Annotated in this window: 15 protein-coding genes and 2 tRNA genes; 11 read left to right on the top strand and 6 right to left on the bottom strand. The window is 73.3% G+C overall.

Annotated features, from left to right (window positions below):
• The first annotated feature begins 235 nt into the window (after positions 1 to 235).
• The 3 genes from ACJOT3_RS11240 to ACJOT3_RS11250 all read left to right on the top strand — a co-directional run bounded on the left by ACJOT3_RS11240 (position 236) and on the right by ACJOT3_RS11250 (position 4,020).
• Positions 236 to 1,387, top strand: a complete 1,152-nt coding sequence (locus ACJOT3_RS11240; RefSeq protein ID WP_406971655.1) for a YdcF family protein — start codon at positions 236 to 238, stop codon at positions 1,385 to 1,387.
• Positions 1,388 to 1,438: 51 nt separating this feature from the next.
• Positions 1,439 to 2,692, top strand: a complete 1,254-nt coding sequence (locus ACJOT3_RS11245) for a deoxyguanosinetriphosphate triphosphohydrolase (RefSeq protein WP_406971657.1) — start codon at positions 1,439 to 1,441, stop codon at positions 2,690 to 2,692.
• 323 nt (positions 2,693 to 3,015) lie between these two features.
• Positions 3,016 to 4,020, top strand: coding sequence for a LacI family DNA-binding transcriptional regulator (locus ACJOT3_RS11250; protein ID WP_406971659.1), 1,005 nt, complete (start codon positions 3,016 to 3,018; stop codon positions 4,018 to 4,020).
• On the opposite strand, the gene ACJOT3_RS11255 is transcribed toward ACJOT3_RS11250, so the two are convergent.
• Entirely contained in the window at positions 4,011 to 5,600 is a 1,590-nt protein-coding gene (locus tag ACJOT3_RS11255) for a substrate-binding domain-containing protein (protein ID WP_406971661.1), read from the bottom strand. The genes ACJOT3_RS11250 and ACJOT3_RS11255 overlap by 10 nt on opposite strands.
• Entirely contained in the window at positions 5,597 to 6,775 is a 1,179-nt protein-coding gene (locus ACJOT3_RS11260) for a hypothetical protein (protein WP_406971663.1), read from the bottom strand. Before ACJOT3_RS11260 ends, ACJOT3_RS11255 begins: the two co-directional genes overlap by 4 nt.
• Positions 6,776 to 6,938: 163 nt before the next feature.
• Here ACJOT3_RS11260 and dnaG point away from each other — a divergent pair, with 163 nt between their 5' ends.
• From dnaG to ACJOT3_RS11280, 4 genes are all read left to right on the top strand, one after another.
• A complete protein-coding gene (gene dnaG / locus ACJOT3_RS11265; RefSeq protein WP_406971665.1) occupies positions 6,939 to 8,831 on the top strand; it encodes a DNA primase in 1,893 nt (630 codons plus the stop codon).
• 104 nt (positions 8,832 to 8,935) lie between these two features.
• Positions 8,936 to 10,012: an RNA polymerase sigma factor RpoD gene (rpoD, locus tag ACJOT3_RS11270; RefSeq protein WP_406971713.1), complete on the top strand. Its 1,077-nt coding sequence runs from the start codon at positions 8,936 to 8,938 to the stop codon at positions 10,010 to 10,012.
• Positions 10,013 to 10,121: 109 nt separating this feature from the next.
• A complete protein-coding gene (locus ACJOT3_RS11275) occupies positions 10,122 to 11,444 on the top strand; it encodes a glycoside hydrolase family 18 protein (RefSeq protein ID WP_406971667.1) in 1,323 nt (440 codons plus the stop codon).
• Positions 11,445 to 11,543: 99 nt separating this feature from the next.
• Positions 11,544 to 14,501 (top strand): FAD-binding and (Fe-S)-binding domain-containing protein, encoded by a 2,958-nt coding sequence (locus ACJOT3_RS11280; protein WP_406971669.1) that lies wholly within the window; start codon positions 11,544 to 11,546, stop codon positions 14,499 to 14,501.
• Here ACJOT3_RS11280 and ACJOT3_RS11285 read toward each other — a convergent pair.
• The gene (locus ACJOT3_RS11285) at positions 14,498 to 14,995 is read right to left on the bottom strand and encodes a hypothetical protein (protein ID WP_406971671.1); all 498 of its coding nucleotides are present in this window, start codon (positions 14,993 to 14,995) and stop codon (positions 14,498 to 14,500) included. The two genes, ACJOT3_RS11280 and ACJOT3_RS11285, sit on opposite strands and share 4 nt — an antisense overlap.
• Complete coding sequence (locus ACJOT3_RS11290) at positions 14,996 to 15,334, bottom strand: hypothetical protein (RefSeq protein ID WP_406971673.1); 339 nt, start codon at positions 15,332 to 15,334, stop codon at positions 14,996 to 14,998.
• A 161-nt stretch (positions 15,335 to 15,495) separates the two neighbouring features.
• Between ACJOT3_RS11290 and ACJOT3_RS11295 the strand changes: the two genes are divergently transcribed.
• Both ACJOT3_RS11295 and ACJOT3_RS11300 read left to right on the top strand, forming a co-directional pair.
• A tRNA-Asn gene (locus ACJOT3_RS11295) sits at positions 15,496 to 15,568 on the top strand.
• Between the two features lie 59 nt (positions 15,569 to 15,627).
• Positions 15,628 to 15,703, top strand: a tRNA-Asn gene (locus ACJOT3_RS11300).
• A 128-nt stretch (positions 15,704 to 15,831) separates the two neighbouring features.
• Here the strand turns inward: ACJOT3_RS11300 and ACJOT3_RS11305 are convergent.
• Positions 15,832 to 16,704: an SAM-dependent methyltransferase gene (locus ACJOT3_RS11305; RefSeq protein WP_406971674.1), complete on the bottom strand. Its 873-nt coding sequence runs from the start codon at positions 16,702 to 16,704 to the stop codon at positions 15,832 to 15,834.
• Positions 16,705 to 17,237: 533 nt separating this feature from the next.
• On the opposite strand from ACJOT3_RS11305, the gene ACJOT3_RS11310 reads away from it, so the two are divergent.
• Positions 17,238 to 17,969: a RibD family protein gene (locus tag ACJOT3_RS11310; protein WP_406971676.1), complete on the top strand. Its 732-nt coding sequence runs from the start codon at positions 17,238 to 17,240 to the stop codon at positions 17,967 to 17,969.
• A 5-nt stretch (positions 17,970 to 17,974) separates the two neighbouring features.
• Positions 17,975 to 18,496, top strand: a complete 522-nt coding sequence (locus ACJOT3_RS11315; protein WP_406971714.1) for a cytidine/deoxycytidylate deaminase family protein — start codon at positions 17,975 to 17,977, stop codon at positions 18,494 to 18,496.
• Here the strand turns inward: ACJOT3_RS11315 and ACJOT3_RS11320 are convergent.
• Entirely contained in the window at positions 18,493 to 20,997 is a 2,505-nt protein-coding gene (locus tag ACJOT3_RS11320) for a DEAD/DEAH box helicase (RefSeq protein WP_406971677.1), read from the bottom strand. The genes ACJOT3_RS11315 and ACJOT3_RS11320 overlap by 4 nt on opposite strands.
• Positions 20,998 to 21,102 lie beyond the last annotated feature (105 nt).

A 21,102-nucleotide genomic window follows, 5' to 3' on the forward strand; every position in this document is an offset into this window, starting at 1 on the left:
CGCGCATATCTCGCCACAACCCTCTAAACTTGTTCTTCGAGACGGATACCGTCACGAAAAGATTCCGTGACCCTTTCGTGATACATTCTTGATCGCCGGTGATGATCCCCTCACCCCTCCTTCACTCCTTCCCCGACGGTCAGAAGGCTCCTTCCGCCGAGAACCGGCGGTGCCCGCGGACCGTCCCAGAAGGGTGATCGACCCCGGCCCGAAGAGCGAGTGCGGAGGTGCGCCGGTGCGAACGGCGAACGACGGACGTGGCGACGAGACGTGGGAGGAACCCGCGCCCGCGACCGCCGCCGCGCCCGATGACGACGTCACCCGGGTCATGTCCCGCGGTGACCTGCCCGCCTCCGCGGCGGGCCCCGCCGTTCCGGTGGCCGAACCGACCGACACCGGCGACCCCGGCCTCGGCGACGCCGACGCCACCGCCGTGTTCACCCGCGAGGCGCTGCCCGACCCGTTCACGACCCGGGAGTTCGTCCGCGGCGCGGACGCGTTCGACGCCGGCACCGCCGGTACGGACGTTCCCGACCGGGCGGCCACCACCCGCGAGTTCACCCGCGGCGACGCGGCCGCGGCGCCCGGTCCGGCCGACCCCGAGGAGCCCCGGGCCTTCACCCGGGGGTTCGTGCGCGAGCGCCCCGGCGGCCGCGGCGGCGTCCGCCCGGACACCGCGCCGCCCGTCCGCGGCTCCGGACCGACCCCGCCCGCCGACCCCCCGCGCCGGGGACGCCGGCCCCGACCCGCACCGCGCCCGCGCAAACGGCGCCGCCTGCGCCTGCGCTGGATCATCACCGCGCTCCTGCTCACCGTCCTGGCCCTGCCCCCCGCCACCTGGGGCTGGGTCTGGTACACCGCCCGCCAGGACGACCGCGCCGCCACCGACGCCATCGTCGTGCTCGGCGCCAGCCAGTACAACGGCGTCCCCTCGCCCGTCTTCGAGGCCCGCCTGCGCCACGCCCAGGTCCTGTACCTCGACGGCGTCGCCCCCATGATCGTCACCGTCGGCGGCAAACAGCCCGGCGACAACTACACCGAGGCCGCCGCGGGCCGCAACTGGCTTGTCGCGGTCGGCATCCCCGCCGACCGGGTCATCGCCGTGGAGGAGGGCAGCGACACCCTCCAGAGCATCCGGGCCGTCTCCACCGTCTTCGCCGACAACGGCTGGGACGAGGCCACCCTGGTCTCCGACCCCTGGCACAGCCTGCGCTCGGCGGTGATGGCCTCCGACCACGGCATCGACTCGGGGACCTCGCCCTCCCGCTCCGGCCCCGCCGTCATCGAACGCCGTACCCAGCTCTGGTACATCACCAGGGAGACCGCCTCCCTCTGGTACTACTGGATCTTCAACGACAGCAGCGACATCCGCGTCAACGCGGCCTGAACAGGGTCGATGACGCGTTTCGTCCCTGTCGGGAAGTAGGCTCGCAGACCTATGCACACCACCGCGGGCGCCGAAAGCGCCGTCACCGGTTACACCGCCCACGACACCGAGAGACGCACCCGGGAGAACCGCAAGAACCGCGCCCGGGGCCCCTTCGAACGCGACCGGGCGCGGGTCCTGCACAGCTCCGCGCTGCGCCGCCTGGCCGCCAAGACCCAGGTGGTCAAGCCCGGGGTGAGCGACTTCCCGCGCACCCGCCTCACCCACTCCCTGGAGTGCGCCCAGATCGGCCGCGAACTCGGCAACTCCCTGGGCTGCGACCCCGACCTCGTCGAGGCCGCCTGCCTGTCCCACGACCTGGGCCACCCGCCCTTCGGCCACAACGGGGAGCGCGCCCTGGACGAGGCCGCCGCCGACTGCGGCGGGTTCGAGGGCAACGCCCAGAGCCTGCGCCTGCTCGTGCGCCTGGAGGGCAAGGTCATCGACCCCGACGGCACCAGCGCCGGGCTCAACCTCACCCGCGCCACCCTCGACGCCACCGTCAAGTACCCCTGGCGCCGCGGCGAGGGCGGCGACACCCACAAGTTCAACTGCTACCCCGACGACACCGAGGTCTTCGCCTGGCTGCGCGAGGGCGCCCCCGCCGGGCGCACCTGCTTCGAGGCCCAGGTGATGGACTGGTCCGACGATGTCGCCTACTCCGTCCACGACGTCGAGGACGCCCTGCACGCCGGGCTGGTCTCCATGGCCGCCCTGCACAGCCCCGCCGAACGCGACGAGGTCGTGCACATCGCGGCCGCCCGCTACTGCGACGCAGAACTGACCGAGCTCACCGAGGTGTACGACGCCCTCCTCGCCGAACCCGTCTGGCCCGCCGAGTTCACCGGCGACCTCGCCTCCCTGGCCGCCCTGAAGAACCTCACCAGCGAGTTCATCGGCCGGTTCTGCCGGGCCGCCGAGCAGGCCACCCGGGCCGCCCACGGCCCCGGCCGCCTCACCCGCTACGGCGCCACCCTCATCGTGCCCCGCCGCACCCTGCTGGAGTGCGCCGTGCTCAAGGCCGTGGCCGCCCACTTCGTCATGGGCCGCGAGGAGGCCCGGGCCTACCAGGCCCGCGAGCGCCTGCTCATCACCGAGCTCGTCGACGCCCTGTGGAAGAACGCGCCCCAGGCCCTGGACCCCCAGTTCCGCGACGCGTTCACCGGCGCCCCGGACGAGGCCGCCGCCCTGCGCGCCGTCATCGACCAGGTGGCCTCCCTCACCGACACCTCCGCCATCGCCCTGCACGAGCGCCTCACCGCCTGAGCGCCTGGGTGCTCGGGCGGCCCGCCGGCCGCCGGGCGCCGGACGCCGCCTCGCACGACCGGCCGCGGGGCCCGTCCCGGCGGCGGTCCGGACCCTCCTGACGTGTCCGACGGACGCCACGGATACCGCGCCGCGCGACCTGTCCCGGGACCCCTCCCGGACCGCTCGCGGTGACGCTGCGCAACCCCCTTGACGGGTCGGCCGGGGGGTGCGCACACTGCTCTGGCACGAACAGGTCGCGGCCGCCCGCGCCCCGCGCGCCCCCGCGGCGCACCCGGCGCCGGGCGCCCCGACGCAGCGGCGACCGGAGAGGGCCACCCCCCTTGCCCGCACGGAGCGGCACCCCCGGCATGATCGACGTCGCCCGCCTGGCCGGCGTCTCCCACCAGACCGTCTCCCGCGTGGTCAACGGGCACCCCGGCGTGCGCCCCGAGACCGCCGAACGCGTCCGCGCCGCCATCACGCGCCTGGGCTACCGGCCCAACGCCACCGCCCGCGCCCTGGTCACCCGGCGCAGCGGCCTCATCGGCGCCCTCCTCGTGCCCGGCCCCGACACCGACCTGCTGGTCGCCGGGATCGAGCGTGAGGTGCGCGCCGCCGGGCGCACCCTCCTGCTCGCCGCGGTCGCCCCCGACGACCCGGCCGCCGCCGAACGGCTGCTGGACCGGGTCGTCGACGGGTACCTGGCCATCGCGCCCACCCCCGCCCTGCTCGGTGTTCTGGGCGCCCTCGCCGACCCGCCGCCCATCGTCGTCGTCGACGGCCCCGCCACCCCCCTGGGGCCCGCGGTGGCCCCCGACCACCGCGGCGCCGCCCGCGCCCTCACCCGCCACCTGCTCGGCCGGGGCCACCGCACCGTGCACCACGTCGCCGGGATCCCCGGCACCCACGGCGCCGCCGAACGCGAGGCGGGCTGGCGGGCCGCCCTGGCCGGGGCCGCGGTCCCCGTTCCGGTCCCCGGCGGCACCGGGCCCGCCGCGGGCCGCGCCGCCGGGCGCCTGCTCACCGCCCGCCGGGCGGCCGGGGAGGACGTCACCGCCGTCCTGGCCGCCGACGACACCCTCGCCCTGGGCCTGCTGCGGGCCTTCGCCGACGCGGGGCTGGCCGTCCCGGGCCGCGTCCACGTCGCCGGGATCGGCGACCGCCCCGAGGCCGCCCACCTCGTCCCCGCCCTCACCACCGCCGACACCGCGCCCCGGGCCGTGGGGGAGCGGGCCGCCCGGCTGCTGCTGGAACGGGTGGAGGGCCGCGACGGCGCCCCGCAGGACGTTCCCGCCGCGACCCTCCGACCGCGCGCCAGCACCGGTTCCGCGACCGGTCACTGGTAACCGCGGATCTCCCGGAACACCTCCTCCAGGCTCTGCTCGCGGGCGTCGAACAGCCGGCCCCCGGTCAGCTCCACCAGGTCCGCCATCTCGTCCTCGCCCGCCTCGCCGAACAGCACCGTGAACACCGGCACCCGCGCGGCCCGCGGCGACAGCCCGCCCAGCTCCTGGGCGAACGGGGCCGGCCCCCGGCCCCAGGTGACCTCGCCGTCGGTCATCAGCACGATCGACGTCAGGTGGTCGTCCTCGGGGGCGTCCTCGACGAGTGCGTAGGCCTCCAGCACCGCGTCATAGGTCGCCGTGTCGCCCCGCGCCTCCAGCTCCCCGATCGCGTCCGCCACCTCCCGCAGCGACTCGTCGATCCGCCCGGGCTCCACCACGAACGTCCGCGGCTCGTGCGGCTCGGTGGAGAACGGCAGCAGCGTGATCTCCTCCCGCTCCTGGAACGCCTGCACCTGATGGCTCAGCGAACCCCCGGTCGCCCCGGTCAGCGAGCCCAGCGACTCCTTGAGCTCGTCCAGCCGGTCGCCCTTCATCGACCCCGACACGTCCAGCACGTACACCGTGCGCGCCGGACGGCGCAGCTCGCTGAAGTAGTCCGCGACCAGCCCGTCCACCACCTCGCGGTGGGCGGGGAAGGGCAGCTCCACCAGCGACGGCAGGTCCGTGCCGGCCGCCCCGGCCGCCCCGGCCGCCACCGGGCGGCGCAGCGTCCGCTCCGCGATGTCGGCCTGCGCGTCCTGCGACAGCAGGTCCTGGACCAGCCGCGCGTACCCCTGCTCGGCCTCCTCGTCGGGACCGGCCAGCAGGGTCAGCGGGTAGTCGGCGGTGATCACCCCGTCGGCCGGGTAGACCAGCCGCAGGTCAGCGCCGTCCCGGTTGAGCGACAGCAGCACCGACTCGTAGTTGATCAGCGCGTCCACCGGCCGCTCGTCGTCGGCCCGCTCGGTGAACGCCTGCGCCAGCCACCCCGACGACCCCGCCGTCAGCTCCTGGCCCTTGAAGAACCCGGCCAGCTCCGGGCCCACCCGGTCCACGTCCTCGCCGGTCAGCGCGCTGCCGCTGTCGGCCAGCGCCGACGCCACCCCGATCAGCGCCGAGAAGCCCGAGTTGGAGGCGCCCGGGTTGGTCATCCCGTACGTGAACTCGGCGTCGCGCACCGCGTCGCTCACGTCGGACCAGGTCACCTCGGTCCCGTCGGACCACCCCAGCGCGTCGGCCCGCGACTGGCGCACCCCCAGCACCACGGGGGAGAGCATGATCGGCGTCTCCTCCCGCACCCGGTCGCGGCCGCCGTCGTACAGGTGCAGGTACCGGTTGGAGGCGAACCACACCGCGTCGAACTCCCCGGCCTCGCCCGCGGCCACCCGCGCCAGCCCGTCCAGGGTCCCGGTGTACTCCAGCTCCACCGTCACCCCGGTCCGCTCCGCGGCCTCCTCCAGCAGGGGCTCCATGTCGGCCAGCTCGCTGCCCGCCAGGATCCGCAGGGTCGCCTCCCCGCCGCCCAACAGGGTCGGCGTGCAGCCGGAGGCCGCCACCGCCACCGCCACCGCCAGGGCGGCGGCACCCACCGCGCGCCTCATTCGCCCTCCTCCCGGGCCGGGCCCGCGGCCGGACGCCGCTCCTCGGGCGCGGGCGGACCCATGCCGCTGTTCTCGTACGCGTCCTCGATGCCGCTCAGCAGAGCCTCCAGGGCCTCGTAGGTGGGGGTGTTGACCACGTCGTCGACCCGGGTGCGCACCGGCAGGCCGTGCTCGGCCACCAGGTCCGCGAACGCGTCCCCGCCCTCGGCGCGGAACCCGTGCCGGGTCGCCAGCGCCCGCAGCTCGGGGTCGTCGGCCAGCAGCGCGCCCACCCGGTCGCCCTCCTCCGTCAGCGGCACCAGGGTGTGCACCGAGAACACGGTCGGCTCGGGGTACATCAGCACCGCGTCCTGCGGCAGCGCCGGGCCGTTCACCATGGCGTGCACGTACTGCGCCTCGTAGGCCCACAGCAGCGGGGTGTGCCCCGGGCCCAGGTCCCGGAACTGCTCGAAGGGCTGCTGGGAGGACTCCGGCGGCTGGCCCTGGGCCAGGAACAGGCCGGACAGGCGCTCGGTGATCTCCGCGTCCGGGCCGCCGGGCGGGACCACCTCCTCGTCGTTGAGCAGGTAGGACAGGACCGCGGCGTACATGCCCGCCGAGTTCGAGGTGCGCGGGTCGGTGGTGCGCACCAGCACCTCGTTGCGGTTGTCCGAGCCCACCGAGTCGCCGGGCAGGTCCCGCCAGCGGGTGCGCTCGGCGGTCAGCTCCAGGTAGGCGTCCACGTCGAACGACCAGGTGCCGTCCTCCTCGGCCCTGCGGGCGACCCCGGCCTCGCGCAGCGCCTCGGCGAGCGGCTCGAAGGTGAGCACCACCATCGGGGTGCTGAACAGCCGGTGCTCGGTGGAGACACCGTGCACGCGGCGGATGTGGTCGGCGGCGGTGTCCGAGCCGGGGGAGACGAAGTCGGCGCCCTCGGTGTCCTGGGCCATCAGCCGCGAGCCGCGCGGGCGCACCCGGACCTCGTAGCCCAGCTCGGCCAGCCGTGCGACCACCTCCTCGTCGCGGAAGAAGTCGACCTTCTCGGACCCGACGACGCCCTCGACCACGGTGGCGCCGCCGGCGAACCGGTCGACCAGCACCGCGCCGATGGCGACGACCAGGGCCACCACGACCGCGCTCGCCGCCCCGAGCAGGATGCGTCCGCCCCGGCCGGACGTGAGGGGGATGGGGCTCACCGTGTGGTTCCTCCTGGTCTGCGGCGAAAAGAGGGGTATCCCACCCTGCCCCCCGCGCACGTCCCCCACCGGTCCGCAAGGTGGACACCGGGTGGCTTCCACGGGAAACCCGGCGGGCGGACCGCCGACCGGACCGTCCCCGGCGAGAACTACCCTGGGAACCGTGGCAGGCCGGATCAAAGACGAAGACATCGCCCTGGTGCGCGAGCGCACCCCCATCGCTGACGTGATCGGCGAGTACCTCCAGCTCCGCAACGCGGGCGGCGGCTCGCTGAAGGGCCTGTGCCCCTTCCACGACGAGAAGTCCCCCTCCTTCAACGTCACCCCCTCCAAAAACCTCTGGTACTGCTTCGGCTGCGGGGAGGGCGGGGACGCGATCTCGTTCGTGCAGAAGATCGAGGGGCTGGCGTTCGCGGAGGCGGTCGAGTCGCTGGCCCGGCAGATCGGGGTGACGCTGCGGTACGAGGAGAGCGGGGGGCGCTCGACGCGGCGGGACGAGGGGCAGCGGCAGCGGCTGCTGGACGCGCACCGGGCCGCGGGGGAGTTCTACTCCGAGCAGCTGCTGTCGCCGGGGGCGGTGGAGGCGCGGCGCTTTTTGAGCGAACGCGGGTTCAACCGGGCGCACGCCGAGCACTTCGGGCTCGGGTACGCCCCCGCCGGGTGGGAGAACCTCACCTCCTACCTGCGCCGCAAGGGGTTCACCGACGCCGAGCTGATCCAGGGGGGCCTGGCCGCCCAGGGGCGGCGGGGCGCCTACGACCGGTTCCGCAACCGGCTGCTGTGGCCGGTGCGGGAGGTGACCGGCGAGGTGGTCGGGTTCGGCGCCCGCAAGCTGGACCCCGCCGAGGACGGGCCCAAGTACCTCAACTCCCCCGAGAGCCCCATCTTTCACAAGAGTCGGCTGCTGTACGGGCTGGACCTGGCCAAGCGGGACATCTCCACGCGGAGCCAGGCCGTCATCGTCGAGGGCTACACCGACGTGATGGCCTGCCACCTGGCCGGGGTGACCACCGCGGTGGCCACCTGTGGCACCGCGTTCGGTGAGGACCATCTGAAGATTTTGCGCCGGATGCTGCTGGGCCGCAGCAACCAGGGCGGCAAGGTGGTGTTCACCTTCGACGGCGACGCCGCCGGGCAGAAGGCCGCGGTGCGGGCCTTCGCCGAGGAGCACGGGTTCGTCTCGGACACCTACGTGGCGGTCCAGCCCGACGGCCTGGACCCCTGCGACCTGCGGCTGCACCACGGCGACCAGGCGGTGGCCGACCTGGTCAATCACCCGTTGCCGTTGTATGAGTTCATGATCCGCAAGGTCATCGAAGAGTACGACCTGTCCAGCCCCGAGGGGCGCATCGCCGCCCTGGACGCAGCCGCTCCCGTGGTGGCAAGCATCCGCGACCATGGTGTGCGCAAGCTTTATGGCATTAATCTGGATCGCTGGTTGGGCATCCTGGACGAGGCCTTCGTGCTCAACCGGGTCAACCAGCACATCCGTCGGGCCACCGCCCGGGGTGGCCGTGTTGAGGTGGCCCCCGCCGGGGCGGGTCCGGTGCCGACTCCCGACGCCCAGGACGCTCCCTACGACCTTAACGACCAGTCTTTGCAACGGGAGCGCCTAGCGTTAAAGGTCGCTGTGCAGTCCCCCGGCCTAGCCGCCGGGTTTGATGCCTTCACTGCTGACGACTTCACGGTCCCTCAGCACAAGGCGATGCTGGCGCTCATTGCAGGGCAGGGCGGGGTGGCCTCAGCAGGGGACCCCGCGTCCTGGGTGGCGCGGCTGCGCGAGGCCGCGCCCACGGAGGCGCAGCGCGATTTCCTGACCCGCTTAGCGGTGGAAGAGCTCTCGTTGTATGGAGAACTTGACGAGCGTTCGGTCCAACACTTTCTAGGCACAGTCAGAATTCATTCCATCAACCGGCGCGAGTCAAACCTGAAGTCCCAGTTGTCACGTCTGGGTGCCCCTGATCAGATGGAAGAGCAGCAGCGGTTGTTGGCCGAGTACATGGCCCTCCAACAGCAGAAACGTGTCCTTCAAGAGGATCTCGCTGGGGGCATGTAGCACGAAGGTGACAATAATGCTCCTCCCGTCGACGGCGGACGGACGTGCACAATGGTGGGGTGGCTCCCACGGTTGTGACCAATGAAATTCCGCCCATTCCTCAGGTGGTGCGGCTGCTCCCCGACGCGGGCCGGGGAACGGTCAGCCGCGGCGAGGTCGCGTCGGCACTGGAACGCCTGGACGCGCCTCCCGACTCCCTGGACGAGGCGGTCGCCCTGCTGGCCCGGGCCGGGGTGGAGGTGGCCGACGCCGAGGAGACGCCCCTCGTGGCGGACCCGGGACGGCGCTCGGGGTCGGACCTGGTACGGCTCTACCTGCGCGAGATCGGCCGGGTCCCGCTGCTGTCCGCCGAGAGGGAGGTGGACCTGGCCAAGGCGGTCGAGGCCGGCCTGTACGCACAACGGTGCGAACCGGTCGAAGGGGTGCGTACCGGGGAGGAACTCGACGCGCTCATAGAAGAGGGCAAAAAGGCCAAGCGGGCACTGATAGAGGCAAATCTCCGACTGGTCGTGTCGATCGCCAAACGCTATATGGGTCGGGGTCTGCTTTTCCTCGACCTCATCCAGGAGGGCAACCTGGGGCTGATTCGCGCGGTGGAGAAGTTCGATTACACCAAAGGCTTCAAATTCTCCACCTACGCCACCTGGTGGATTCGCCAGGCGATCACCCGCGCGATCGCCGACCAGGCCCGCACGATCCGCATTCCGGTGCACATGGTCGAGACCATCAACAAACTCGTCCGGGTGCAGCACCAACTGCACCAGCAACTGGGCCGCGAGCCCAACGTGGAGGAGATCTCCCACGCCGCCGGATTCGGCGGCCGGCGGGTCCTGGAGATCCAGCGGATCGCCCGCGAGCCCGTCTCCCTCCAGGCGCCCATCGGAGAGGAGGAGTCCGACTTCGGGGACTTCATCGAGGACTCCGACGCGGTCGTCCCGGTGGAGGCCGCCGCGTTCACCCTGCTCCAGCAGCACCTGACCGAGATCTTGGGCGGGCTGTCCGAGCGCGAGCAGCGCATCCTGCGCCTGCGCTTCGGCATGGCCGACGGCCACCCGCACACGCTGGAGGAGGTCGGCCGCGAGTTCGGGGTGACCCGCGAGCGCATCCGCCAGATCGAGGCCAAGACCCTGGCCAAGCTCCGGCACCCTTCGCGGGCGGGCACACTCCGGGACTTCCTGTAGGAACGCTTGAGACCGTGACAGGGTTCCCCGGTGGCGGCCCGGCGGCCTGATGTGGCCGAGGGGGCCGAACGAGCGGGTTTCGTGACCGGCTTCCTCTACGGTCGGGAGGGTGAACGCCACACCGCCAGGGAGCCACCGGCGCCGGTCCGCCCAGCCGCGGCGGCGACTGCTCGCCCTGGGCGCGGTCGCGATGGCCGCGCTCCTGATCACGGGGGTCTTCGTCATCGCCAACGGCAACCGGCCCCAGCGCATCGGCTACTTCGCGGACTGGAACGTCGCCAACCGCGACTTCACCATCAAGAACCTCGCCGACAGCGGCGCCCCCGCGCGGCTGGACCGCCTCATGTGGGCCTTCGGCGACGTCTCCGAGGACGGCCTGTGCCACGTCCCCGGCGGCCACGACCAGTCGTGGGAGCTGTACCAGCGCCGCTACTCCGCCGAAGAAAGCGTCAACGGTGAGGCCGACGAGTACGAGCAGGAGCTGGCCGGGAGCCTGTACCAGCTGCGCCTGCTCCAGCGCGAGCACCCCGACCTGCGGGCCAGCCTGTCCCTGGGTGGCTGGAACTGGTCGCGGTACTTCTCCGTCGCCGCCCGCACCGAGGAGTCACGCCGGGAGTTCGTGGCCTCCTGCGTGGACCTGTGGCTGCGCGGGGACCTGCCGGTGCGCGACGACGAGCCCCAGGGCGGGGAGGGCGCGGCCGCCGGGATCTTCGACGGCATCGACCTGGACTGGGAGTGGCCGGGCGGCTCCGGAAACCCGGACAACGTGGAGGACCCGCAGGACGCGGCCAACTTCACCCTGCTGGTCGCCGAGTTCCGCCGCCAGCTCGACGCCCTGGGGGAGGAGACCGGCCGCACCTACACCCTGTCGGCGTCGCTGTCGGGCTCCCCCGACCAGGCCGACGCCTACGACCCGGCGATCTTCGACCACCTGGACTTCGCCACCGTGCAGGGCTACGACTTCTCCGGCCCCTGGAACGAGTTCACCGCCTACCACTCCAACCTCTACCCGCCCGCGAGCAACCCCGACGCCAACAGCGCCGACGCGGCGGTGACCCGGTTCATCGACCGGGGCGCGCCGCCGGAGAAACTGGTGCTGGGCATCCCCGCGTTCGGCCGCGGCTGGCAGGACGTGGACGGCGTCGACCACGGGCTGGGCCGCCCGGCCCGCCCCGCCGACGACGCCTACGACGGCCCGACCATGGCCTTCTCCGACCTGGAGGAACTGGAGGGGGAGCGGTACCTGGACGAGGAGGCGGGCGCGTTCTCGGTGCTGGTCGGCGACCAGTGGTGGACCTACGACGACCCCGGCGTCATCGCCGTCAAGGGCGACTACGTGCAGGGCCGCGGGCTGGGCGGCCTGATGGTGTGGAACCTGGACATGGACCCGACCGGCGACCTCGTGCGCGCCATGGACGCCTCCCTGCGCTGACCCGCGGCGCACCCCGCGTCCCCGCGCGGCGCCGCACCGCCCCCGCCGACCCGCGCGGCGCGGTTGCGCCCCGCCTGGTGTGAGGGCCACCCTGGCGCCATGGCCGACCCGCAGCAGACCCCGCAGCCCGACCGACACCCCGACACCCCTTCAGCCACCGAGGCCCTGCGCCGGGACCTGGAGGGCGCCGTCCAGGGCACCGTCGCCTTCGACCCGGGCACCCGCGCCCTCTACACCTCCGACGCCTCCAACTACCGGGTGGTCCCGCTGGGGGTGGTCCTGCCCGCCACCGTCGAGGACTGCGTCGCGGCCGTCCGGGTCTGCGCCGCCCACGGCGTCCCCGTCACCCCGCGCGGCGGCGGCACCTCCATCGCGGGCAACGCCATCGGCCCCGGCGTGGTCATCGACACCTCCCGCCACCTCACCGCCATCGAGGACATCGACCCGGACGCCCGCACCGCCACCGTCCAGCCCGGGGTGGTCCTGGACGCGCTGCGCGCGGCCACCGCCGAACACGGCCTGACCTTCGCCCCCGACCCCTCCACCCACAGCCGCTGCACCGTCGGCGGCATGGTCGGCAACAACGCCTGCGGCTCCCACTCGGTGGCCTGGGGCACCACCGCCGACAACGTCGTTTCCCTGGAGGTGCTGCTGCCCGACGGCACCCGGATGACCGTCGGCTCCCGCCACGGCGCCGAGGAGTTCGCGGAGCTGGCCCGCCGCCCCGGCCGGGAGGGCGAGGTCTACCGGGGGCTGGAGCGCATCACCGAGGAGCACCGGGCCGAGCTGCGCACCGCCATGCCCGAGTTCCGCCGCCGCGTCTCGGGCTACTCCCTGGACCGGCTGCTGCCGGAGAAGGGCCGCAACGTCGCCGCCGCCCTGGTCGGCACCGAGGGCACCTGCGTCTTCGTGCTGCGCGCCACCGTCCGGCTGGTGGAGGCGCCCCGGGCCCGGGCGCTGGCCGTGCTGGGCTACCCCGACGCCCCGGCCGCCGCCGACGCCGTCCCCGACCTGCTCGGGCACGCCCCACTCACCGTCGAGGGCATCAACCTGCGGATGGTCGACGCCCTGGACGGGCGGCCCGGCGCCACCCGGGTGGCCCTGCCCGACGGCGGCGCCTGGCTGCTGGTGGAGATCGCCGGGGACGACCCCCGCGGCGCCGCCCGGGCCGCCCGGGACATGCTCGGCGCGCTGCCCGGTGCCTCCCGCCCGGACGACTCCCTCGTGGTGTCCGACCCGGCCCACCAGAAGGCCCTGTGGCGGATCCGGGAGGAGGGCGCCGGGCTCACCCAGCGCACGCCGTTCGGGGAGGACGCCTGGTCGGGCTGGGAGGACGCCGCCGTTCCGCCGGAGAACCTGGGCGGGTACCTGCGCGACTTCGACGCCCTCATGGAGCGGCACGGCCGGTTCGGGGTGGTCTACGGGCACTTCGGGGACGGCTGCCTGCACGTGCGCATCGACTTCGAGCTCACCACGGAGGCGGGCCGCACCGCCTACCGGGGGTTCCTGGAGGAGGCCGCCGACCTGGTCGTGGCGCACGGCGGCTCGCTGTCGGGGGAGCACGGCGACGGCCGGGCCCGGTCGGGCCTGCTCGCCCGCATGTACCCGCCGGGGCTGCTGCGGGCCTTCGCGCAGTTCAAGCGGCTCTTCGACCCGGCGGGGGTGATGAACCCGGGGGTGATCGTCGACCCGGCCCCGGTGGACGCCGACGTCCGGCTGGCGGTGCGCCCCCTGCCCCTGCTCGACGAGGCGACGCTGGCCTACCTCGACGACCGCGGCGACCCGGCGCGGGCGCTGCGCCGCTGCTCGGGGGTGGGCAAGTGCCGCAGGCACGACGGGCCCGGGGTGATGTGCCCCAGCTACCAGGTGACCCGGGAGGAGCGGCACTCCACCCGGGGCCGGGCCCACCTGCTGTTCGAGATGGCGGCGGGGGAGGTGGTCACCGACGGCTGGGACTCCGAGGAGGTGCGCGAGAGCCTGGACCTGTGCCTGTCCTGCAAGGGCTGCCTGAGCGACTGCCCGGTCAACGTGGACATGGCCGCCTACAAGGCGGAGTTCCTGCACCGCCACTACCGGGGGCGGGTGCGGCCGGCCGCCCACTACTCGATGGGCTGGCTGCCGGTGTGGGCCCGGCTGGCGGCGCTGGCCCCGGTCGAGGTGAACCGGGGGCTGCGGCTGCCGGGGGTGTCCCGGCTGGCCAAGCGGCTGGCGGGGGTGGCGGCCGAACGCGAGCTGCCGGGGTTCGCGCGCACCACGTTCACCCGGGCGTTCCGGCGCCGCGCCGCCCGCGGGGAGGCGCGCACCGACGGGCCGCGGGTGGTGCTGTGGCCCGACACCTTCGGCGAGCACATGGATCCGCGGATCCCGGCGGCGGCGGTGCGGGTGCTGGAGGACGCCGGGTTCACCGTGGTGCTGCCGCAGGGGCCGGTGTGCTGCGGGCTGACCTGGGTGTCCACCGGCCAGCTCGACACGGCCCGCGCGGTGATGCGCCACTCCCTGGAGGCGCTGGGGGCGCTGGTGGAGGAGGGGCTGCCGATCGTGGGGCTCGAACCCAGCTGCACCGCGGCGCTGCGCCACGACCTGGTGGAGCTGGTGCCCGGGGAGGAGAGCGAGCGGGTGGCCACGGCGGTGCACACCCTGGCCGGGTTCCTGGCCGAGCACGCCCCCGACTGGCGCCCGCCGCGGATCCCGGCGGCCGCCCTGGCCCAGGTGCACTGCCACCAGCACGCGGTGCTGGGCTTCGACGCCGACCGCGAGCTGATCGCCCGCGCCGGGGTGGACGGCGAGGTGCTGGACGCGGGCTGCTGCGGGCTGGCGGGGGACTTCGGGTTCACCGAGGGCCACTACGAGGTGTCCGCGGCCATCGGTGAACGCGAGCTGCTGCCCCGGGTGCGGGCGGCCGGCGCCGACACCCTCGTCCTGGCCGACGGCTACAGCTGCCGCACCCAGATCCTCCAGGGCGCCGGCCGCCGCCCGCTGCACCTGGCCGAGCTCCTGGCCCGCGGCCTGGACGAGCGGCAGGCCGGGGAGAGGAAGAGCAGGAGGCGGTGGCCCTAGATCCCCATCTGGTCCTGGAGGAGGTCCAGGGCGCGGGAGACCGCGTCCGGCAGGCGGGGGTCCTTCTCGTCCAGGCCCTCGCCCAGGTGGATGCGCCAGGCCGCCTCGGCCGAGCCGGGGCTGCGCCGGGCCACCAGGCGAAAGCCCGTGGCGGAGTCGGGGCGGGGGAAGGGGACGAACCGGTTCACCAGGATGGTGGCGGTGACCCGCTCGGCGACCGCCTCGGCCAGCGACCGGTAGTCCACCGCCTCGCGCAGGGCGACGGTGTGCTCGCCGCGGCCCTCCTCGACGAAGGAGAACACCTCGCGGGACCAGCGGGCCCGGTCGATGTCCTCCCACGGCACGGTGCGGCCGTCGGGCAGGTGCAGGGCGCGGGTGGTGGCGGCGAGCACCGCCTCGCCCCCGGCGGAGACGGGTGCGTGCGCGAGCACGCGCTCGCCCCGCCCCAGCCGGGAGCGCATGGCGGCCGGGACGCCCCGGCCCAGCAGGCCCACCTAGTCCTCCGGGGAGCCGTTGTGCCCGTTGACGCCGTTGCGCCGCGGGGGTTCGCCGTTGACGGTCTCCCATTCGACGAGGTCGAGCTCCTCGTCGGTGGGCCGGGCGAGGAAGTCGCGGACCGAGGTGATCGGCATCCTGGCGACGGTCTTGTCGTACACGGTGCGGCCCGCGTTGCCCACCTGGGCACCGACCAGTCCGGCGATCTCCTGCACGACGGGGCTGTCGGCCACCTTGCGGGCGGTGCGGACGATCTGTTCGTAGCGGGCCCTGCCCGCCTTGGCGCCCAGCACATAGCCGATGGCGAGTCCGGCGACGAACGTGATCCGGTAGCGCATGGGTACCCTCTTCAGGCTTCGGAGACGGTCGTGGTGTTCCGTGTCTCGCACGTTACCTTGTCGTGGTGGCGGCCACACGGGCCGACACCGGTCACGAGTACTCCGGAAGAGCGCTAGTCTATTGGTGTCGCCACGGGCCGCAGCGCCCCTGGTGGACGCGATCCCGCGTAGCTCAATTGGCAGAGCAGCCGGCTGTTAACCGGCAGGTTATTGGTTCGAGTCCAATCGCGGGAGCAGGGGAAAACCGTTCGCGCGCCTCTCGGTGGGGGCGCTAGGCTGTTCCCGACACGCGATCCCGCGTAGCTCAATTGGCAGAGCAGCCGGCTGTTAACCGGCAGGTTATTGGTTCGAGTCCAATCGCGGGAGCCACCACGAAGGGCCCCTCTCCGCACGGAGAGGGGCCCTTCGGCGTTGTCGGACGGCGTGACACGGTGCGGTCGGCGTGACGGCGGGGGTGTCGGTGGCCGGGCCGCGGCGGAGTGCGGCCCGGCGGCGGTTCAGACGCGGGCGGCGGCGCCGTACAGCAGGCGGCGGTTGCGCTGGGGCATCTGGTAGCTGCCCGGGACGGGCGGGGCCACCGGCAGGGTCCGCCAGCGCTGCACCTCCAGCAGGCCCGGGCTGAGGATCTCCCAGCCGTCGAGCAGGCCGAGGATCTCCTCGCGGGTGCGCCAGTAGCCGGAGTTGAGGTGGCGGCGGAACACGTTCTGGAGCTGCTCGGCCCGGTTGGCGTCCTTGGGGAAGACCGCCGGGTCCGGGCGGTGGTAGTGGCTGACCACCACGTGGCTGCCGGCGGGCAGCAGCGCGCGCAGGGCGGCCATGTGCGCGGCCGGGGTGTCGACGTCGGCCACGTGCGAGAGGGCGCCCGCCATCAGGACGCCCACCGGCCGGTCCAGGTCGATGAGGCCGCGCAGGGCGGGGTCGGCGAACAGGTCGGCCGGGCCGGTCGGGCGCCCGGCGACGGCGACGGTGCGGTCCTCGCGGACCAGGGCCCGGTGGTGGGCCAGCACCATGAGGTCGTCGGTGGCGTACACGACGCGGGCCCGCGGGAGGATCTCGTGCGGGTCGCCGGGGGCGGGCAGTCCGGCTCCGAACTGCACGAACTGGTCGATCCCCACCTCGGCGGCCAGGTGCACCGCCGCCCGCTGGAGGAACGCCCGCTCGCCCAGGACCAGGTCCTGGAAGCCCGGGGCGACCTGCTCGGCGGCGAGCGCGAGGTCGCGGTCCACCTCGAAGTGGTCCTTGCCCTTGAGGTGGAAGGAGTGCAGTCGGGCCAGGCTGGGCCGGGCCAGGTCGACGGCGGGTGGGGGGTTGGCGTGCTCCTGCCGGGTCCCCGCCTGCCTCAGGAAATCGGGGGAGGTGAATCGCGACATCGCCGTCCTCTTGTCTGAGGTGGGGAAGTGTGGCCGACAGGAGGATTCTATTCATCGTTGGCTCGGTTGTTAACCGAGTCTGCGAGACCGGTCGTAAAAATCACCGGGGCGTGCGCCCTTGTCGTGACCTCCGAGGCAGGTTAGGCCTACCTTGGGGTTAGTTGTACTTATATGCCTGATGTCCAATTATGCGAGGAATCGCCCCTTGGGCTCGGGTGCGCGGAAAGCCTTGCCACGAAGCATCTTCCGGTTCCGGGTGGGGTCCGGTGGGGCTGGAGTGACGCATGTGGCGCCACGCCGCGGCGGCGCCCCGGCGGGCCGCCGCAGCCCCACCGGACACGAATATAGGTCGGCGTCCCCTATTCCTGTCGATGTGGAGAGAAATTCGAGAGCGCGCCCGCGGCCTGCGACAATCGGTTTCGGTCAGCGGAATGGCACCGAGTTCCGGACAGTGGGGAATGGCGACGGCCGCCGTTCACACCTCGCCGGTCCGGGTCGCACACGGATCACACACGGGCCACTAGCCTGGGGCCATGGACCGTCCCCACACCATCCTCAGCTGCGCCATGTCCGTCGACGGGCGCATCGACGACACCGGTCCCGAGCGGCTGCGCCTGTCCAACGAGGCCGACTTCGCCGAGATCGACGAGCTGCGCGCGCGGTGCGACGCGATCCTCGTCGGCGCCGGCACCCTGCGCAACGACGACCCCCGGCTGCTGGTCCGCTCCGGGGAGCTGCGCGCCCGCCGCGCGGCGCAGGGGCGGACCGAGAACCTGCTCAAGGCCGTGGTCTCCCGCACCGGGGACCTCGACCCCGCGGCGCGGCTCTTCGCCACGGGGGACGCCGGGGCGGTCGTCTACACCGGCGGCGCGGGCGTGGAACGGGCCCGGAAGCGGTTCGCGGGCCACCCCGCCGACCTGCCCCCGGTCGACGTCGTGGACGCCGGGGACCCGCCCACGGCGAAGGCGATCCAGGCCGACCTGGCCGCCCGCGGGGTGCGGCGGCTGCTGGTGGAGGGCGGCGGCCACATCCACACCCTGTTCCTCACCGCCGGGCTGGTCGACGAGCTGCGGCTGGCCGTCGCCCCGTTCTTCGTGGGCGAGGCCGACGCCCCGACCTTCGTCCGCCCGGGCGCCTTCCCGTTCGGCCCGGCCGCGCCGATGCGCCTGGTGGAGGCGCGGGCGATCGGTGACGTCGCGGTGCTGCGCTACCGCCTCGACAACGGCGGCAACGGTGCCACCAGCGAGAACGGCGGTGCCGCGTGAACGCCGTGCCCGCGCCCGCCGACGGCCCCGCTCCCACCGGTGGACCCGCGCCCGCCGAGGGCGCCGCGGACGCCCACTGGCTGCGCCGCACCGTCGAGCTGTCCCGGCTGTGCCCGCCCTCGGACACCGCGTTCTCCGTCGGCTGCGTCATCGTGGCCGCCGACGGCACGGTGCTCGGCGAGGGCTACTCGCGGCGCGACGACCCCCACGACCACGCCGAGGAGGTCGCCCTGCGCGAGGTCGACCCGGCCGACCCCCGCCTGGCCGGGGCCACCCTGTACTCGTCGCTGGAGCCGTGCAGCTCCCGCTCCTCGCGCCCGCTGCCGTGCGCGTCGCTGATCCTCACCACGCCGGTCCCGCGGGTGGTGTTCGCCTGGCGCGAGCCGGCGGTGTTCGTCGACTGCGTGGGCGCCGAGCTGCTGCGCACCGCCGGGCGCGCGGTGGTGGAGCGCGCCGACCTCGCGGACGGGGTCCGCGAGGTCAACGCCCACCTGCTCGGCCGGACCGACCCGCCCGGATCCGCCTAGAGCCGGTTGACGTCCACCACGTGGACGACGGCCCGCCCCTCGGCGTCGGAGGTCGCCAGGTCCACCTCGGCGGAGATGCCCCAGTCGTGGTCCCCGGCCGGGTCGGCGATGATCTGCCGCACCCGCCACAGGCCTTCCTCCTCCTCGATGAGGAGCATCTTGGGCCCGCGCGCGTCGGGGCCGGTGCCGATGAAGTCGTGCTCGGCGAAGTACTCCTCCAGCGCCTCCTGCCAGGCCTCGGCGTCCCACTCGCCCGCGTCCTCCAGGGCGCCCAGGTCCCGGTAGCGGTGGCGGGCGGCCAGCTCCACCCGGCGGAACAGCTCGTTGCGGACCAGCACCCGGAACGCGCGCGGGTTGGCGGTGACCGGGCGCACCCGCTCCTCGGCCACCTGCTCGTCCGGCACCTCCTCCTGCGGGTTGGTCAGCTGCTCCCACTCGTCCAGCAGGCTGGAGTCCACCTGGCGGACCAGCTCGCCCAGCCACGCGATGATGTCGTGCAGCTCCTCGGTCTTGGCGTCGTCGGGCACCGTCTGGTCCAGGGCCTTGTAGGCGCCCGCCAGGTACCGCAGCACCAGGCCCTCCGAGCGCGCCAGCTCGTAGTGGCCCACGTACTCGACGAAGGTCATCGCCCGCTCGTACATGTCGCGGGCCACGCTCTTGGGCCGCAGCGGGTGGTCGCCCACCCACGGGTGGCCGCGCCGGTAGGTCTCGTAGGCGTGGGAGAGCAGCTCCTCCAGCGGCTTGGGGTAGTCGACGTCCTCCAGGAGCTCCATGCGCTCCTCGTACTCGACGCCGTCCGCCTTCATCTCCTGCACGGCCTCGCCGCGCGCCTTGTTGAGCTGGGCGCCCAGGATCTGCCGGGGGTCGTCCAGGGTGGACTCCACCACGCTCAGCACGTCCAGGGCGTAGGACGGCGACTCGCGGTCCAGCAGCTCCAGCGCCGCCAGCGCGAACGTGGACAGCGGCTGGTTGAGCGCGAAGTCGGACTGGAGGTCCACGGTGAGCCGGGCGGTGCGGCCCTGCTCGTCGGGCTCGGGCAGGGCCTCCACGATGCCGCCGTCCAGCAGCGACCGGTAGATGGCGATGGCCTCGTGGATGTGCCTGCGCTGGGCCTTGCGGTCGTCGTGGTTCTCGGTCAGCAGGTGCTTCATGGCGGTGAAGCAGTTGCCGGGGCGGGCGATGACGCTCAGCAGCATCGCGTTGCTCACCCGGAACCGGGAGGTCAGCGGCTCGGGGTCGGCCTCGATGAGCTTCTCGAACGTGGCCTTGTCCCACGACACGAAGCCCTCGGGCGCCTTCTTGCGCACCACCTTGCGCCGCTTCTTGGGGTCCTCCCCGGCCTTGGCCAGCGCTTTTTCGTTCTCGATGACGTGCTCGGGGGCCAGCGCCACCACGTTGCCGACGGTGTCGAACCCGGCGCGGCCCGCCCGCCCGGCGATCTGGTGGAACTCCCGGGCCCGCAGCCGGCGCACCCGCACCCCGTCGTACTTGCTCAGCGCCGTGAACATCACGGTGCGGATGGGCACGTTGACGCCCACCCCCAGGGTGTCGGTGCCGCAGATGACCTTGAGCAGCCCGCGCTGGGCCAGCCGCTCGACCAGCCGCCGGTACTTGGGCAGCATCCCGGCGTGGTGCACGCCGATGCCGTGGCGCACGTACCGGGACAGGTTGCGGCCGAACCGGGTGGTGAAGCGGAAGTCGCCGATCTCCGCGGCGATCTCCGCCTTCTCCTCCTTGGTGCACATGTTGATGCTGGTGAGCGACTGCGCCCGCTCGATCGCCTGCGCCTGGGTGAAGTGGACGATGTAGACGGGGGCGTCGCCGCCCTGGAGCAGCTCCTCCAGGGTCTCGTGCAGTGGGGTGACCCGGTAGTCGTAGTAGAGGGGGACCGGGCGCTCGGCGGAGGTGACCACCGCGGTGGACCGCCCGGTGCGCTTCTCCAGGTCCTCCTCGAACCGGGTGACGTCGCCCAGGGTCGCCGACATCAGCAGGAACTGCGCCTGCGGCATCTCCAGCAGCGGCACCTGCCAGGCCCACCCGCGGTCGGGTTCGGCGTAGAAGTGGAACTCGTCCATGACGACCGTGTTGATGTCGGCGTTCTCGCCCTCGGCCAGGGCGATCTGGGCGAGCACCTCGGCGGTGCAGCACACGATGGGGGCGTCGGCGTTGACGCTGGCGTCGCCGGTCATCATGCCGACGTTCTCGGTGCCGAAGATCTTGCACAGGTCGAAGAACTTCTCCGACACCAGGGCCTTGATGGGCGCGGTGTAGAACGCGCACTCGTCCCGGGCCAGCGCGGCGAACAGCGCGCCGGTGGCGACCAGGCTCTTGCCGGAGCCGGTGGGGGTGTTGAGGATGACGTTCGACCCGGAGACGACCTCGATGAGGGCCTCCTCCTGGTGCGGGTAGAGGGTGAGGCCCCGCTCCTGCGTCCAGGCGGCGAACGCCTCGTAGAGGGAATCGGGTTCGGGTTCGGCCGGAAGCGCATCAATGAGACTCACGGTCTCTATACTGCCCGGTCCCGTCCACTGCCCGCTCCAGCGGCGTAGAAGCGCCGGACACGGCGACGGCGGGCGCGCCGGCGGCGCGCCCGCCGTACGGCGGTC

It is taken from the genome of Nocardiopsis protaetiae (genome assembly GCF_045446735.1).
Classification (GTDB): domain Bacteria; phylum Actinomycetota; class Actinomycetes; order Streptosporangiales; family Streptosporangiaceae; genus Nocardiopsis; species Nocardiopsis protaetiae.